Source organism: Halorhabdus sp. CUG00001 (assembly GCF_009797925.1).
GTDB lineage: Archaea > Halobacteriota > Halobacteria > Halobacteriales > Haloarculaceae > Halorhabdus.
On record NZ_VOLB01000001.1, the window covers coordinates 2,271,383 to 2,286,709 of the forward strand.

17 protein-coding genes are annotated in these 15,327 nt (G+C 64.2%); 9 read left to right on the forward strand and 8 right to left on the reverse strand.

Annotated elements, in window-relative coordinates; translation table 11 throughout:
• Positions 1–77 precede the first annotated feature (77 nt).
• Positions 78–254: a DUF5822 domain-containing protein gene (locus tag FR699_RS11295; RefSeq protein WP_370454837.1), complete on the forward strand. Its 177-nt coding sequence runs from the start codon at positions 78–80 to the stop codon at positions 252–254.
• A 22-nt stretch (positions 255–276) separates the two neighbouring features.
• Here the strand turns inward: FR699_RS11295 and FR699_RS11300 are convergent, their stop codons facing one another.
• Entirely contained in the window at positions 277–813 is a 537-nt protein-coding gene (locus FR699_RS11300) for an HAD family hydrolase (RefSeq protein ID WP_158855479.1), read from the reverse strand.
• An 89-nt stretch (positions 814–902) separates the two neighbouring features.
• Positions 903–1,511: an undecaprenyl diphosphate synthase family protein gene (locus FR699_RS11305; RefSeq protein ID WP_158855480.1), complete on the reverse strand. Its 609-nt coding sequence runs from the start codon at positions 1,509–1,511 to the stop codon at positions 903–905.
• 144 nt (positions 1,512–1,655) lie between these two features.
• Between FR699_RS11305 and FR699_RS11310 the strand changes: the two genes are divergently transcribed.
• Both FR699_RS11310 and FR699_RS11315 read left to right on the forward strand, forming a co-directional pair.
• Positions 1,656–2,996 carry a DUF92 domain-containing protein gene (locus tag FR699_RS11310; protein WP_154552665.1) on the forward strand — a complete coding sequence of 447 codons (1,341 nt, stop codon included), beginning with the start codon at positions 1,656–1,658 and terminating at the stop codon, positions 2,994–2,996.
• On the forward strand, positions 2,993–3,442 hold the full coding sequence (locus FR699_RS11315; protein WP_158855481.1) for a GNAT family N-acetyltransferase: 450 nt from the start codon (positions 2,993–2,995) through the stop codon (positions 3,440–3,442). The genes FR699_RS11310 and FR699_RS11315 overlap by 4 nt, the downstream gene beginning before the upstream one ends.
• A gap of 14 nt (positions 3,443–3,456) precedes the next feature.
• On the opposite strand, the gene dnaG is transcribed toward FR699_RS11315, so the two are convergent.
• On the reverse strand, positions 3,457–4,779 hold the full coding sequence (gene dnaG, locus FR699_RS11320) for a DNA primase DnaG (protein WP_158855482.1): 1,323 nt from the start codon (positions 4,777–4,779) through the stop codon (positions 3,457–3,459).
• Positions 4,780–5,072: 293 nt separating this feature from the next.
• Here dnaG and FR699_RS11325 point away from each other — a divergent pair, with 293 nt between their 5' ends.
• The 3 genes from FR699_RS11325 to FR699_RS11335 are packed head-to-tail and all read left to right on the forward strand — an operon-like array spanning position 5,073 to position 7,715.
• Positions 5,073–5,294: a DUF3311 domain-containing protein gene (locus FR699_RS11325; RefSeq protein ID WP_154552662.1), complete on the forward strand. Its 222-nt coding sequence runs from the start codon at positions 5,073–5,075 to the stop codon at positions 5,292–5,294.
• Positions 5,287–6,756, forward strand: a complete 1,470-nt coding sequence (locus tag FR699_RS11330) for a sodium:solute symporter (protein WP_154552661.1) — start codon at positions 5,287–5,289, stop codon at positions 6,754–6,756. Before FR699_RS11325 ends, FR699_RS11330 begins: the two co-directional genes overlap by 8 nt.
• A gap of 35 nt (positions 6,757–6,791) precedes the next feature.
• On the forward strand, positions 6,792–7,715 hold the full coding sequence (locus FR699_RS11335; protein ID WP_154552660.1) for a DUF6293 family protein: 924 nt from the start codon (positions 6,792–6,794) through the stop codon (positions 7,713–7,715).
• 28 nt (positions 7,716–7,743) lie between these two features.
• On the opposite strand, the gene FR699_RS11340 is transcribed toward FR699_RS11335, so the two are convergent.
• A complete protein-coding gene (locus tag FR699_RS11340) occupies positions 7,744–8,079 on the reverse strand; it encodes a glutaredoxin (RefSeq protein ID WP_154552659.1) in 336 nt (111 codons plus the stop codon).
• 73 nt (positions 8,080–8,152) lie between these two features.
• Positions 8,153–8,416 carry a BolA/IbaG family iron-sulfur metabolism protein gene (locus FR699_RS11345; protein ID WP_158855483.1) on the reverse strand — a complete coding sequence of 88 codons (264 nt, stop codon included), beginning with the start codon at positions 8,414–8,416 and terminating at the stop codon, positions 8,153–8,155.
• 304 nt (positions 8,417–8,720) lie between these two features.
• Here FR699_RS11345 and FR699_RS11350 point away from each other — a divergent pair, with 304 nt between their 5' ends.
• Both FR699_RS11350 and FR699_RS11355 read left to right on the forward strand, forming a co-directional pair.
• Entirely contained in the window at positions 8,721–11,393 is a 2,673-nt protein-coding gene (locus FR699_RS11350) for a valine--tRNA ligase (RefSeq protein ID WP_158855484.1), read from the forward strand.
• A 75-nt stretch (positions 11,394–11,468) separates the two neighbouring features.
• On the forward strand, positions 11,469–11,660 hold the full coding sequence (locus tag FR699_RS11355) for a hypothetical protein (protein ID WP_154552656.1): 192 nt from the start codon (positions 11,469–11,471) through the stop codon (positions 11,658–11,660).
• Positions 11,661–11,681: 21 nt separating this feature from the next.
• On the opposite strand, the gene FR699_RS11360 is transcribed toward FR699_RS11355, so the two are convergent.
• From FR699_RS11360 to FR699_RS11365, 3 genes are all read right to left on the reverse strand, one after another.
• On the reverse strand, positions 11,682–12,443 hold the full coding sequence (locus FR699_RS11360; RefSeq protein WP_154552655.1) for a DUF1405 domain-containing protein: 762 nt from the start codon (positions 12,441–12,443) through the stop codon (positions 11,682–11,684).
• Between the two features lie 75 nt (positions 12,444–12,518).
• Entirely contained in the window at positions 12,519–12,662 is a 144-nt protein-coding gene (locus FR699_RS13220) for a hypothetical protein (protein ID WP_195837578.1), read from the reverse strand.
• Positions 12,663–12,783: 121 nt separating this feature from the next.
• Positions 12,784–13,245, reverse strand: a complete 462-nt coding sequence (locus FR699_RS11365) for a universal stress protein (protein WP_154552654.1) — start codon at positions 13,243–13,245, stop codon at positions 12,784–12,786.
• A gap of 528 nt (positions 13,246–13,773) precedes the next feature.
• On the opposite strand from FR699_RS11365, the gene FR699_RS11370 reads away from it, so the two are divergent.
• Positions 13,774–15,141 carry a serine hydrolase gene (locus FR699_RS11370; RefSeq protein ID WP_158855485.1) on the forward strand — a complete coding sequence of 456 codons (1,368 nt, stop codon included), beginning with the start codon at positions 13,774–13,776 and terminating at the stop codon, positions 15,139–15,141.
• Positions 15,142–15,327: the final 186 nt, after the last annotated feature.

Below are 15,327 nucleotides of genomic sequence, written 5' to 3' on the forward strand. Positions count from 1 at the left end.
CCCAGGCGTCCCCAGCAGTTCGTGTGCCAGACCGTCTTGGCAGTACTGACCCGGAGGGCGTCGACTACGGGTGGGTTATGCAGGTCACGTTCGCGCTGACGATCGTCGCCGGGGCTCCGATCGTCGCGGTTGCCTCCCTCGGTGTGGCGCTTCCGACCTGGAGTGAAAAAGCGATCTTCGCTGTCCGGGTCGGAGCTGTCGTCTGGTTCCTCACGGCGAGTGCAGTCTATCTGTACGCACGCTCGCGGCGATAAGCCTCTCCGAGGCTTCTTTGGGCTATGCCGACAGCCGTTGTTCGACGTACTGAAACGGCATGCCGGCGCGCTCGGCCGTCGTCTCGTCCGTCCGGGAATCGCCGACGAACACCGTCTCGGCTGGATCGACGCCGAGCCGATGCACGACGGTACGTAGCGGTTCGGGATGGGGTTTCTGTGTCGCGACACTATCTCGGCCGACCACGGCGTCGACGGCCATTGCCAGGTCGTGGCGCTCGAGGGCCATCCGGACGGCCGACTCGGCGTTCAACGAGCACACCCCGACCGGGACCCCAAGCGGCAGTTCCTCCGCCAGTGCCAGCCGATCTGACGTCCGCGCTCCCACGCGTTCGTGGGCCGAAATGACTTCTTCGGCGACGTCGCCGACCCCGGCAGCATCGGCTCGTTTCAGCAGCGTCCACAGATCGACGTCAGCCGTCGCCACACCCCGAGATTCGAGACGGTCGGCGACCTCGCGTGTGACGACAGCCCAGTCGACGTCGAGGCCGACCAGGGTTCCATCGAGGTCGTAGACGACCGCCTGATACGACTCGCCCATACCGGACGTTTTCGGGTCCACACCAAAGGCGCTTCGACGTCACCTGCTGCTTTCCTGGGTGGGCTGGGCGCACGGGATGGCTGTTCCGATCACCGTCCGTATCGCCGCTGTCGCTGCTGGTAGTCACGGATCGCCCGGAGATACTCCCGCTTGCGGACGTCCCGCCAGTTGACGTCGGTGAAGTACAGTTCGGAGTACACCGATTGCCAGATCATGAAATCCGAGAGTCGCTCGGCACCCGTCTTGATGACGAGATCGGGTTCGGTCGGAAACACGAGTCGGCGTTCGATCTCGTCTTCGTCGATGGCAGCGGGGTCGAGATCGCCGGCCTCGACTTCCCTGGCGAGCCGCCTGACGGCGGTGGCGAACTCGTGTTTACCTCCCAGACCGATCGAGATCGCGATCGGGGCCTGGGCGCGCTGGTCGTCTTCGGGGCCACGGACGGCGACCGCTCGCGGGGCATCGATCGCTTCGAGTTCTCGCTGTAGGGTCGGTACAGCGCCCTCGTCGAGGACACTCACGTAGACCATCAGCTGCTCGGCACCGTACTCGATGGCCCACTCGAAGACGGATTCGAGTGTCTCGTATGCCCCTTGTTCGAGCAAGTCCCGTTCTGTCAGGACGATCGCGACGCGCTCGGGCAGGGCAGCGTCACTGTAGCGGACGCGAGCGGCGAGGTAGCGGTCGTACAATCCCACGGCCCGGCTTTTGGCCGGGTCGACAAGAAGGTCACGGGATTGCCGACTGACTGGCGCCCGCAAACGAGACACTGGACGAACACGTCCGCTCGCGGTCGGGCGCGGGTCGGAACTGGTAAGTATCTCTCGGGGAAACCGCCGACAGTGACGACCGCAGTCCGACGCGCGGGAGCGTTCGCCGTCGTCGGGGCGGGGGCGCTCCTCATCCCACTCGCCGCTCGACAGCTGCCGCCGGCGGCCGCGACGGTTCTCGGGACGGTCCCGTTTCTGGCGCTGGCAGCCGCCGCCTTGCAGTTTATCGACGCGGGATTCGTCTTCGAGCTGTTCGCTCGCCCGGGCGACCGACGAGACGGGCGATTGTACGGCCTGGCCGGATTTTCGCTTTCGATCGCCGCACTCGGGCTGCTCGCTTTGCAGTTCGACATGCCGGTCGCCGTCCCGGTGATGGCCGCGTTCGTCCTCGGGGTCGGCAATCTCGGTGGCCACGTCGCTAGCGACTTGGGGGCCGACCCCGTGGGATCGACGGCCGGGTTCGTTGCCACCGGCTCGGTCGCCGGCGTCCTCGGCCAGCTCGCGAGCAATGGGATCGTCGGAACCACAGCGGCGATGCCCGTGACCGTGTTCCTGGCCGTCAGCGGTGCCTTACTCGGTGCGCTCCTCCGGTCTGTCTTGTTCGAACGCGACGATCCACTCGTGCTCATTTCGATCGGACTGCTGCTGTGGCTGTTCGCCGATCTGCCACTCTCGGTGACGCCGACCGGCATCGCGCTCGCGCTCGCGATCACGGTCGCATTGGGGTACGTCTCTTATGCCCTGGACACCGCCTCGCTGCCGGGGATGTTGACCGGCGTCTTCCTCAGCCTGCTGACGATCGTCGTCGGCGACTACGGCTGGTTCGCCATGCTGATCACTTTCTTTGGCGGTGGCGGGTTGGCCAGCAAGTTCAGATACGCCGAGAAAGTAAAGCGCGGGGTCGCCCAGGAGAACGAGGGGGCACGCGGCAGCGGGAACGTGTTGGCGAACTCGCTGGTCGCTCTCGGGGCCGTCCTGGCGGCCGCCGCAAGCCCCCGACTCACGACGCTCTCCCCGGAGGTGTTTTTGTTCGTGTTTGCCGGTTCGGTTGCGGCGGCCATGAGTGATACACTCTCGAGTGAGTTTGGCGGGCTCTACGACGCGCCGCGACTGATCACGACGCTGGAACGCGTCGAACCGGGCACTGACGGTGGTGTCACCTGGCAGGGGGAACTCGCCGGGTTGTCGGGCGCGGCGCTCATTGCGGCTATCGCGCTGGTCGCCTTCGAGACCATCGCCGCGTTGGGCGCGACAGTCATCGTCTGTAGCGGATTCGTGGGCATGACCGTCGACAGTCTCCTCGGGGCGACACTGGAAGGCCAGTGGCTGGGCAACCAGGGTGTCAATTTCCTGGCTACGCTGTCGGCCGGTGTGGTCGGCGGGGTGCTCGCCGTCGGCGTGGGGCTGGTGTGACCGACGCCACACCGGCCGTCCGGATCAGGTCTGCCAGGGAGAGTGACCTGCCGGTGCTCCGGTCGATTCAGCACCGAACACTGGCCGAACCAGCCCCGGACGTCCTGACTACGATCGTCGGAGGGGCTGGGCTGGCCCTGGTTGCCGTCCGTGCCCAGCCAGTCGGCTACGTGCTGGCGTTGACGCCGGGCAAACTCGCGTACGTGCCGGAACTCGCCGTTGTGCCCGCCCACCAGCGGAACGGGATCGGGACCCAACTCCTCGAACGTGTCGTCCAGCGAGCGGGAGCCGATGGAGCGAGGCAACTACGTGTGACTGTTCATGCCGACGACGAGTCGGCCAGACGGTTTTATCGCGACCGCGGGTTCGACATCGAGAAGCGTCTGCCCGAGCAGTTCGATGCCGGGTCCGGTGTCGGTCTGCTCTTGGTCCGGGACTGCGGGTGATCGAGGGGTGGACGTCAGGCCACTTCCACGGTCGAGACGCGCACGCTCGTCGGTTGTTTGACGAACTCGTCGCGGTCGGCGGCGACGATCCGGCCCACACCGCGCTGGGCGGCCACGTCGAGCAACCGCTGGGTGACCCCGCCATCGAGGACGACCGTCGCGGGGACCGGATCGGCGCCACGGACCGCTTCGAACGCTTCCTCGGCCGGGGCCTCGGCCAACGTTGCCAGTGAGTCATCGAGAAGGCGGACGGCTGCGGTGCCGTCACCGATCACGGCCTGGACGTGATCGTCCAGGGTCTCGTCTGCAGCCGGCTCGGTCTCCGTCTCTCCCCCGCCCTCACCGTCACGTTCGCGTGTCGCGGGCTGGTCGCTGGTCGCCTCGTCCGTTCTCGCTTCTTGGGTGGTGTCGGCGGGTGGGGTCTGCTCGTCCTCGCGGCCCCCGCGTTCACTCTGTGCTTGTAGGCTGTCTTCTGTGGCTCCGCCGTCGGCTCCCTTCGCGGAAGCGTCCCCGCTGTCGGCCCGCCCGATCATCTCCTCGGTGACTGCTTTGGCGGGGACCTTCTCCTGTAGTGCCCCGGTCACTTCCGACCGCGAGAGGTCCTCGACGGACCGGCCCGCTGGGGCAAAAGCGACGTAATCGACGCTGCCGACTTGCGCGAGTTCTTTCAGGATGAGGTCGCCCCCGCGATCGCCGTCCAGAAAGGCGGTCACGGTTCGCCGCTGGGTCAACTCGGCGATGGAATCGGGAACGTCAGTTCCTTCGACAGCAACCGCGTTCTTGATTCCGTATTCGAGCAGCGTCGTTACGTCGGCACGACCTTCGACGACGACGATCGCATCACTGTTTGCGACGCGTGGGCCGGCCGGCAGCCCCTCGTAGTCGGTGATCCGGTCGACCCGGACCCGACGGCGGACCTCCTCGACGAGTTCCTCGCTGGTGACGGCCTCTTCGTCGAAGGCCGCGAGCAGTTCCTCGGCTCGATCGACGATCGCCCTGCGTTTTGCCGTCCTGACGTCCTCTAACTCGGTGACTTCGACGTCAGCCCGGCACGGACCAACGCGGTCGATCGACTCCAGGGAAGCCGCGAGAATGGCCGTCTCGACGCGATCGAGGCCGCTGGCGATAGTGACGTTTCCGCGCGATTGCCCGTCCTGTGCCTGGACTTCGACGTCGATCCGGCCGACTTTCGAAGACTCCTGAAGCGTCCGGAGATCGAGGTCGTCGCCGAGGAGCCCTTCGGTCTGGCCGAAGATCGCGCCGACGACGTCACTCCGCTCGACCACCCCGTTGGCTTCGATCTGTGCGTGAATGAGGTATTTCGATGAATCTTGCATTGGTGATCTGCCCCGTGATGAGGCGTGATGATGGTGATGATGCCATGGCCGGTCGCATGGACGCCCACGAGTACGGTATCCGATAGCAAATACCTGTCGGGATGCAGACATCGGGTGTCCGTTGCCAGGGGCAGAGGCACTCTCGCCGGCTGCCGTTGCCCTCTTTGGGCCGTTCGCGTACTGAATGGCCTTCTTCCGTTTGACTCCAATTTGTTCAGATTTTCTTTTCGAACGGGCCGATTGGATATGGGTAGTAACTATTAAACCGAAACGTCGACACATCGAATATACAGATGGGAGACGCCCGCGAAACGTGGTTTTGGGGTGCCGTTGCCCTCCTGTTGAGTGGCCTGGCGATTCCGTGGTTTCTCTGGGGCAGCGACACCGTCGTCGCCGGCCTTCCGGTGTGGCTGTGGTGGCACGTCGGTTGGATGGGTCTGACAGCCGTTGTCTTCTATCTCTTCACCAGGCGCGCCTGGGGTGTCGGCATCGACGGGGGTGTCACGGATGGCTAACGTGGCCGTCCAGGTCGGCATCGTTGTCGGCTATCTGTTGGTCGCGTTGGCGGTCGGACTGGTCGCGTACCGCCTCACCGAGCGCTCGGCCGAGGACTACTACCTGGCCGGCCGGACGATCGGGACTGTTGTCCTCCTGTTTACGACCTTCGCGACGCTGTTGTCGGCGTTTACCTTTTTTGGCGGCCCCAACCTGGCGTTCGGTGCTGGCCCGGAGTGGATCCTCGTCATGGGCCTGATGGACGGCGTTATCTTCGGGATCCTGTGGTACGTGATGGGCTACAAGCAGTGGCTGATCGGCCGGGCACACGGCTATGTCACCGTCGGCGAGATGCTCGGCGACCGGTTCAACTCCCGCAACTTGCGCGGGCTGATCGCGGCGATCAGTCTGTTCTGGTTGTTGCAGTACGTGATGCTCCAGCAGGTCGGGGCCGGTCGCGCACTCGAATCGCTCACTGACGGTGCGATCCCCTACTGGGCGGGCGCGACACTGATCACCGTCTTCATGATCGGGTACGTCGTCCTGGCGGGGATGCGTGGTGTCGCCTGGACGGACACGCTCCAGGGGCTGTTCATGCTCGGGTTGGTCTGGATCGCTCTGGGCTGGGTCGTCCTCTCTGCTGGCGGGCCGAGCGAGCTGACGGCGGCGATGGGCGAGGCCAAGCCCGCGTTTCTCGCCTTGGGCGGGGGGCTGTACTCGCCACAATACATGCTTTCGATGGCCATTGCCATCGCCTTTGGCGTCGCCATGTTCCCCCAAATCAACCAGCGATTCTTCGTTGCCCGCAGCCAGCGCGTCCTCAAGCGAACCCTCGCGTTGTGGCCGGTGCTGGTCATCTTGCTGTTCGTCCCGGCGTTCATCCTCGGTGCCTGGGCGGCCGGACTCGGCATCGCCCCGAACGCCGAGGGCAATATCCTCCCGCCGCTGTTGAACGCCTACACGCCGACGTGGTTCGCGGCGCTGGTCGTCGCCGGCGCGATGGCCGCGATGATGTCTTCCAGTGACTCGATGCTGCTGTCCGGGTCGTCGTACCTGACGCGGGACCTCTATCGGCCCTTCGTCGACCCGGATGCCAGTGACCGTCGGGAGGACTTCGTGGCTCGGCTGGCTGTGGTTGCCTTCGCGCTGATCGCGCTCGTGATGAGTCTCGGGACGGACTTGACGCTGATCGAGATCGGCGCGACGGCTTTCAAGGGCTACGCACAGCTGACCTTGCCCGTACTGGTCGCGCTGTACTGGCGGGGAACCACGCGAGCGGGCATGCTCGCCGGGATCGGTCTCAGTCAGGCGTTCTACCTGCTAGCGACGTTCACCGACGTCGTACCGGCGACCTACTTGGGCTGGCAGGCCGGTCTCGTCGGGATGGGGCTTGGCCTCGTGTTGACGGTCGGTGTCTCGCTGGTGACCACCGCCAGCCAGGACGCCGATCGGTCGCTGTTCGAGGGGCTGAACGCAGACTGAGTACGTTTAACAGGTGTACCTGAGAACTCATACCCATGCAAACACACATCGTTCCGGTCGGGTTCGACTACGACCGGCTCATCGCGCCGCTGGTCCGGGAGCAACGTACCGTCGACCGCGCCATCCTGCTGGAAGGAGCGATCGGCACCGAAGCCAACGCCGAATACTCTCGGCTGTTGACTAGCCAACTGGAGAAAGACTTCCAGAACCTGCTTGGCTCGAACACCGAGCGCATCCTCGTCGAGGACGTCTACGACTACGATGCCGCCTTCGAGCAGGGTTTCTCGCTGATCAGCGCGGAACTCGACCGCGATCCCGACGCCGAAGTTTGGCTCAACATCTCGGCGATGCCACGGACGGTCAGCTTCGCCTTCGCCACTGCGGCCCACTCGATCGCCGTCGAGCGGGAGGGCGATCGCGAGCGGATCCACACCTACTACACGGCCCCCGAGAAGTACCTCGAAACGGAACTCGCCGAAGAGTTGCGCGAGCAGATCGACCTCTTAGAGGATCTCTCGGCGGATGTCGACGCCGAACAGATCGACGACCGCCTGGCCAGCGCCACGGATCTCATCGAGGAGTTCGACGAGCGCGGGACGACCATCGGCGCAAAGGAGATCGACGGCAGCTACATGGTCGAAATCCCCGTCGCCTCCTTCTCGAACATCAAACCCTTCGAAGAACTCATCCTCTTTACGCTGGGCGAACACGGCGAGTTCGAATCCGTCTCGGAACTCGCTCAGGCCCTGGCCGAGGACCTAGAGGAGGAGTACACTGATAGTTTCCGCTCGAAAGTTCTCTACAACGTCGATCGCCTCGGGCCGGGCGGGAAAGGCTACATCGAGCAAGAGGAACACGGCAAGTCCTATCGGACGCGCCTCTCGCGGATCGGCGAACTCTGGGTTCGTGCCCATTCTGGCGAGCGACCGGACGCCGCTGTTTCCGGCACCGGCTCGTAGTCGCCGTCGGTGAGCGTTCTGTTCCCTCTCAGGCCTGTAGAACGGCGGCGAGATCGCCGCTGTCCTCGTGTTCCTGCAGGATGTCGCTGCCACCGACGAACTCCCCGTCGACGTACGTCTGGGGGACCGTCTCCCAGCCGCTGTGGTCCTCTAAGGCCCCCCGGTACGCGGGCAACGATTCGAGGACGTTTACCGTCACAAAGTCCTCGCGATGGGCACGTATCAACCCGACCGCCCGCTGAGAGAATCCACACTGGGGGCGCTGTGGTGTCCCTTTCATGAACAGGACTACTTCGCTGTCGGCGATAATTCGATCGACCTGATCGGCGACAGCTTCCGAGCCTGTGGGTGTCTCTGTTGACATCGTCAGTGCCACGCCTCGTGGCGGGCTACCTGTTGGGGACGGAGCAATATCCGCCCCTTCCTGTGACGTGCTATCAGGGGTCGGGGTCGTCGACGCTCGACTCGGCTTCAGCCGGCGTGCGAGTCGTTACCTTCAGCGCGTGGATGTCCGTCGTCATCTCCGCTTCGAGGGCGTCGTAGACCAGTTCGTGTTGGTCGACGAGTGACTTCCCTTCGAAGGCGGGTGAGACGACCTCGGCGGCGAGGTGCTCGGTGTCGTTCGGTCGCGGGTGGGTGACGGTCGCCTCCGCATCGGGAATGGCCGCTTCGATTCGGGCCTCGACGTCGGCGGGGTCCATAGCTGTGCTGGCTGATCACCGGCCAAAGGGATTGTGCTCGTGACAATCTTCGTCCCGCGGTCTCTGTCCGAACCAACACGAAACCTTCAATCCGGCGGGCCGTCGAATCGGGTATATGCGACGGTACGTCCAGTCTGCCGGCCGCGCCACGCCGCCGACCGAGCCCGCTGTGGACGCCCATCTCGTAGTAGTAGGGGCGGCCTAGCCCCACCACTCTCCTCACCAACGTTTCAGTTGCAGATTGTGAGCACAGCCAGTCAGCGAATACGGAACACGGAAATCACCGACCACCAACGGACAAATAATGAGCACGGATCACTCAGACGACGCGAGCGACGAACCGACACCTGATGCCACACTCGATGGGGACTACGACCCCAGCGAGGCAGAGCCTGCGTGGCAGGACTACTGGGTCGAGACGGATACCTACGCCTACGAGGAACCCGACACGCCCGACGCCGATACGCAGTTCACCATCGACACGCCGCCGCCGACGGTTTCAGGCGATCTGCACATGGGCCACCTCTATCAGTTCACCTTACAGGACTTCGTGGCCCGGTTTCACCGGATGGCCGAGGACACGGCGTACTTCCCCTTTGGCTACGACGACAACGGCATCGCTTCCGAGCGCCTGACCGAGCGGGAACTGGGGATTCGCCACCAGGACTACCAGCGCCACCAGTTCCAGGAGAAGTGCCGAGAGGTCTGTGCCGACTACGAGGCCGCCTTCACCCACAACGTCCAGTCGCTTGCTATCTCGATCGACTGGGACAACACCTACAAGACGATCGAACCCCGCGTCCAGCGCCTCTCTCAACTGTCCTTTCTCGACCTGTACGAACAGGGCCGGGAGTACCAACAGCGCGCGCCGACGATCTGGTGTCCCGACTGCGAGACGGCCATCTCCCAGGTCGAACAGGAAGACACGGACAAGGCAACCACGTTCAACGACATCGCCTTCCCCTTGATCGAGGACGGGGCGGGCGATGCCGACGACGGTGAGACGCTGACGATTTCGACGACTCGCCCGGAACTCCTGCCGGCCTGTGTCTCGATTTTCGTCCATCCCGACGACGACGAAAATCAGCATCTCGTCGGCGGGACCGCCGAAGTCCCCCTCTTTGGTCAGGAAGTCCCGATCATCGAGGACGAGCGCGTCGACTTAGAGACCGGTAGCGGCGTCGTCATGTGTTGTACCTTCGGCGACCAGACCGACATCGAGTGGTACCAGGCCCACGACCTGCCCCTCCGGATCGCTATCGACGAGTCGGGGACGATGACCGACCGCGCCGGCGAGTACGAGGGTCTGAGTACCGAGGAGGCCCGCGAGGCCATCATCGAGGACCTCGACGACGCGGGACACCTCCTTGAGAGTCGCGACCACCAGCACACGGTCCAGGTCCACGAGCGCTGTGAGCACGAAGTCGAGTACCTCGTCACCGAGCAGTGGTACGTCGAGATGCTCGATCGGACCGACGAATACCTCGAAGCCGGCCGGGAGATGGACTGGTACCCCGAGAAGATGTTCTCCCGCTATCAACACTGGATCGAAGGGCTCGAGTGGGACTGGTGTATCTCCCGCCAGCGGGACTCGGGTATCCCGATCCCGGTGTGGTACTGTGATGAGTGTGGTGAGGCGATCCTCGCCGACCACGAAGACCTGCCGGTTGATCCACTCAGTGACGACCCCCCCGTCGACGCCTGTCCGGAGTGTGGTGGGGAGTCGATCACGCCTGAGGAGGACGTCTTTGACACCTGGGCGACCTCCTCGCTGACGCCGCTGATCAACGCCGGTTGGGACTACGATTCCGACGCCCAGGCGTTCACCTTCGACAACCCGGAACTGTACCCGATGAACCTCCGGCCCCAGGGCCACGACATCATCTCCTTTTGGCTGTTTCACACGATCGTGAAGTGCTACGAGCACACGGGCGAGGTCCCCTTCGAATCGGTGATGGTCAACGGCATGGTGCTCGATGAGAACCGCGAGGCCATGTCCAAATCGAAGGGCAACGTCGTCACGCCTGCGGAGGTTCTCGACGAGTTCCCGGTCGATGCCGCCCGCTACTGGGCCGCCGGGACCTCCATCGGCGACGACTTCCCCTTCAAGGAGAACGACCTCGAAGCCGGCGAGCGCTTACTCCAGAAACTCTGGAACGCCTCGAAGCTCGTCGACCAACTCGCCCCCGAGACCGAGCCCGCCGAGCCCGACGAGCTGGCGGCGATCGACCGCTGGCTGCTGGCGAGTCTGGACAACACCGTCGAGAACATCACCGAGAAACTCGCCGACTACGAGTTCTCGAAGGCCCGTGACGAACTGCGAACCTTCTTCTGGTCGACGTTCTGTGACGACTACCTCGAAATCGCCAAACAGCGTGAGGACGACTCGGCGGCCTACGCACTCTCGGTCGCTCACCGCACGTTCCTGCAGTTGTTCGCCCCGTTCTTGCCCCACGTCACCGAGGAGATCTGGCAGGCTCGCTACGCCGACGGCGAGTCGATCCACACGACAGACTGGCCGGAAGTGCGGGGCTATACGGCCGATATCGCGGCCGGCGAGCAAGCGATGGCCGTCATCGGGGCGCTTCGACGGTACAAGACCGAGAACGGTCTCCCGCTGAATGCCGATCTGAATCGGGTCGAAGTCTTCGCGGATGTCGCCGGCTTCGCCGAGGCCATCAGCGGCGCGATGCACGTGGGCGAACTGATCGTCAGGGACGACGCCCCCGAGATCGGGACCGAAATCGTCGACATCGACCTCGATTACGCGACGGTCGGCCCGAAGTACGGCGACCAGGTTGGCGATATCGAGGCGGCGATCGCCCAGGGTGACTACGAGATCGACGGCGAGCAGTTACACGCTGGCGACATCACCCTCGAAGCCGACGCCTTCGAGGTTCGGGAGGCCCACACCTACGCCGGCGAGGGCGAGCTACTCGAGACCGAGGGCGACCTGGCGGTCGTCGTGCAGGATTGAACACTGGCCGATAACTCCCGACAGCCTTCGCCGCTTCCCGACGTGGGTTATCCGTCGAACCCGTAGGCCGACTCGATGGCACTCGAATTCGACGGCACGACGACCGGTATTGCCTTTCTGGTCCTCCTGGCCGTCTTGATCGGTGGTACCGTGATGAGCCCCATGCAAACGAGCACTGTCGCGATGGTCTCGGGCGGGCTGGCTGTCTTTGGCCTGGTGACGCTGTTGCTGGGCGTCAAACACGGCGAGTATCGCGCCGGGCACTGACCACGACTCGTTTCTGGGCGTTCACTCCCGTTGTTTGATACGGTGGGTCAAGAGCGCAAGCACCGTCGCGAGGACGGTCAATCCAACCGCCCCGATAGCGGCGAGGTGGTGGGCGGCGACAGTGTGGTCGAAGGCGCCATTGACGTAGGGTTCGGCCCGCAGCCAGGTGTGATGTGGCCCGTCCAGTACCGGCCAGAAGTAGTCGACGAGATCGTTCAGCCCGTACCAGCCGACGGCGAGGCCGATCGCGGGCAAGCTGAAGGTAGCGTAGCGGTGGATGACGAACGCTTCGAGAGCCATCGCCAGGTGACTGCCGATCAGGAAGACGTACAGCCAGGTAGCGATCCCCTCAGGGCCGTTGAGAAATAGCTGGACAAACGGGGTCCAGAATCCGAGCTTGATACAGCCAAAAAAGGCCAGCACGTGCAGCCAATCGACGTCGAGATCGAGTCGCCAGGCGATCAACGAGAGCCCGATCAACAGCGTCGCCACGGGGCTGTCGGGGATCAGCGGCCAAGCTGCAAGTGGCGCCGCGCCGAGTTGCCCTTCGATCAGCGGCGGGGTGACGTCCAGTGGTCGACCGGCGTAGTACCAGACCCCAAAGACAGTGCCAACGAGATTGACGATGGCGATCGGCCAGGCAAGTCCCAAACCAACGTCTTCGAGCCACGCGGGCAACGGCGCGACGTAGCGTGGGGCGTCACCCCGTTGTGGCAGGTCGGCGGACGTATATCGGGCGACGATCCCTCCCGGGCGCCGCCCTGGCCCGTGGCTGTCGGTCATACACAGGGCAACGGCGACCGGAGGCAAAACTCCCGTGATCGGCGAGTGTGTCGGTGATATCGAGCCCAGATCCCGTCAGGCTCGCCACTCGTGGCCACACGCCTCACAGGCGAAATAGCGCCAGTCGATGCCGCCCGGGACCTGATCGGTGCTGACTCGTTCGCGGTCGCCGCTGCCACATGCCGGACACGCCGAGAGGGATGACACACTCGTTGCCATGGCCGACGAATCGATGGCCTGACAAAAAGAACTTACAGAAGGGGCAATCTCGAAGGGGTTCTCTGTGGCTGCCCACCTGGGCTCGACGGCGACGGTCGCTGACGTGGCGTTCAGGAGCCGATCACTCCATCGAGAGCGTAATCTCTCCGTCGAAGTTCAGGATAACCTCCTGGGTGACGTCGCCGAACAACGCTTTGCCGGTCGGTGAGCGTCGCTGCCCGACGAGGAATACGTGTTCACAGTCGTTGTCTCTGGCTGTCGAGAGGATCGTCTCGGCACGCTCGTCGTCGTCGACGATAGCCAGGCGCACCTCGGCAGTCACGTCAGTTCCGTCGGTGGCTTCCTCGGCTGCCTTCCTGGCATCGCTTTTCAGCCCCTCCCGGAGTTCGTCGTCGGAGTAACTCCGTTGTTCGACCTCACCGATCGTCTCCATGGTCTCTGCCATCTGATCGTAGTCTGCCGGGGAAGCGGTACGCAACACCAGCAACTCCGCTCCACGACAGTCACTGAACGCCGTCGCCGTCTCCAGCAGCTCGATCTCTCGCTCGTTGCCGTCCATGACGACAACCAAGTGTCGTGCCATGCCCACACGTCCGGCCGAAACCGTAATCAACGTGGCGGTCAGCCAGGCACCGGAGTCAGCTCCGCCCGTGCAATCCCGCCCGACGGGGGTACGAGCGAGACTGAAGCCGGCCGTCGGGAGTCGATCCGAAGAGGAGTGAAATCAGGCGAAAAATCATCTTTCGTAGATACGTCCAAGTCCCAACGCGATATCGCCGAGGACACGCTCACCTGTCCAGTATTCACTATTGTGTGGCCCGTTGGTGGTCTTTCGCCTGCTGCACGGCGCCTATCGCGTGACAGATGCGATCTGGCTGGGCCAGTACTTGGCCGACGCCGTCGGCGCGCTGTCCAGTGGCAAATCCTCGGCGATGCTGGTCGCTGTGAGCGGAGGGTCGACGCCACGTGTCCTGGCCCGATCGCTGTCCACTCGCCCGAGGCGTCTTTGCTCTCCATGTCCACGATGACTCGCCGACAGGTGTCAATAGCCAACGGAGCCATTTTTCCGCGTTCCAAACCTTGAACCGCATCTTGGGGTCACGGTGTACGTATGGGAAAGCCCTCCAGACGATCGGTGCTCGTGAGCCTCGGGACGGCAATCGCCGGACTCGCCGGCTGTTCGGACGCGACGACGTCACCGACCAACAGCGGACCCAGCGACACGACCGCACCGATGGGGACCACTACAGCGACGCCGACGCACAGTGGGACCGAGACGACAGCCCGGGCCGAAACGATCCCGAAGACCGGTCAGCCGGGCGGCGTCGAGACCTTCGACGAGGCACTTCCTCCATTTCTGGAGGAGTGGGGGATTCCGGGCGCGACGGTAGCGGTGATGGAGCGGGAACAACTCGTGTTCACGCGCGGGTACGGGACCGTCGGCCCGGACAGCGACGAACCCGTCCGCCCGGCGGCCCCATTCCGCATCGGCAGCCTCTCGAAGCCGATCACCGCCGTCGCAACCCTTGATCTCGTCGAGAAGGGGACACTGTCGCTCGACGATCGGGCCTTCGAGATCCGTTCGGACCTGCTCCCGGCCGAGGGACCGGCCGATCCCCGTGTCGAGGAGATCACGGTCCGCCAACTTCTCGCCCATACGGCTGGCTGGGACCGCGGGACGATCGGGTTCGATCCGGTATTCGCGCCGACCAAGGTGGCCAAAGCACAAGGGACAACGCCGCCAGCCAGCGCGGAAACGACGGTCGAATTCGCGCTCACCCGGGACCTCGGCTACGATCCCGGAACCCAATTCCAGTACGCTAATTTGGGCTACTGCGTCCTTGGCCGTGTTATCGAGGGTGTCACCGGCGAGGACTACGAGCGTCACGTCCGGGAGACCATTCTGGAACCGCTCGGCGCGGGGGATGTCGCCATCGGTGCGACCCGAAAGACGAACCTCCGCGCCGAGGAGGTCAGCTATCTGAGTCACGCCACGGTCGAGTCCCCGTTCCCCGGTGAAGGGGAGGTTCCGCGTCCCTACGGCGCCGGAGTCCTGGGAGAAGCCCTGGACGCCGACGGCGGGTGGGTCGGATCGGCCCCGGACCTGTTGCGGTTCGTCCGTGGCATCGATGGGCTGGGTGGTGTCCCGGACGTACTCGACGTCGAAACCAGGGAGCAAATGTTCGCTCGCCCGGACGTGAGCCACTGGGACGGTGCCGATCAGTACTACGGCCTGGGCTGGTTCGTCGATCGCAGTGGGGACGGGACGCTGCTCTGGCATAACGGATCGCTGCCCGGCAGTTACGCCTTCCTCGCACACGACCGGACCAACTCACGAACCCTCCTCGCCCTGTTCAACGGACGGTCACCGGACCAGCTGTTCGAACAGTTCAACGTGGCCGCCCAGCGAACCCTCCTCCGAGCCACTCGCAACGTCGACACCTGGCCCACTCGTGACTACTTCGAGAACGACATCTGAGACAGGGGCGACCACGATTGGAGACGAATACGGTCGAAGGCACACACCGTCTAGCTGTTGCGGAATCGCTTTTGACCTCGTTCGAACGCACTTTGTCAACCTCCCGGAGGATACCGACTGGCTGTTTGCGGAGAGGATTCCACGGCCAGTGACTGTTTGCGGGGGGGACCGACGACCGGCGAACAC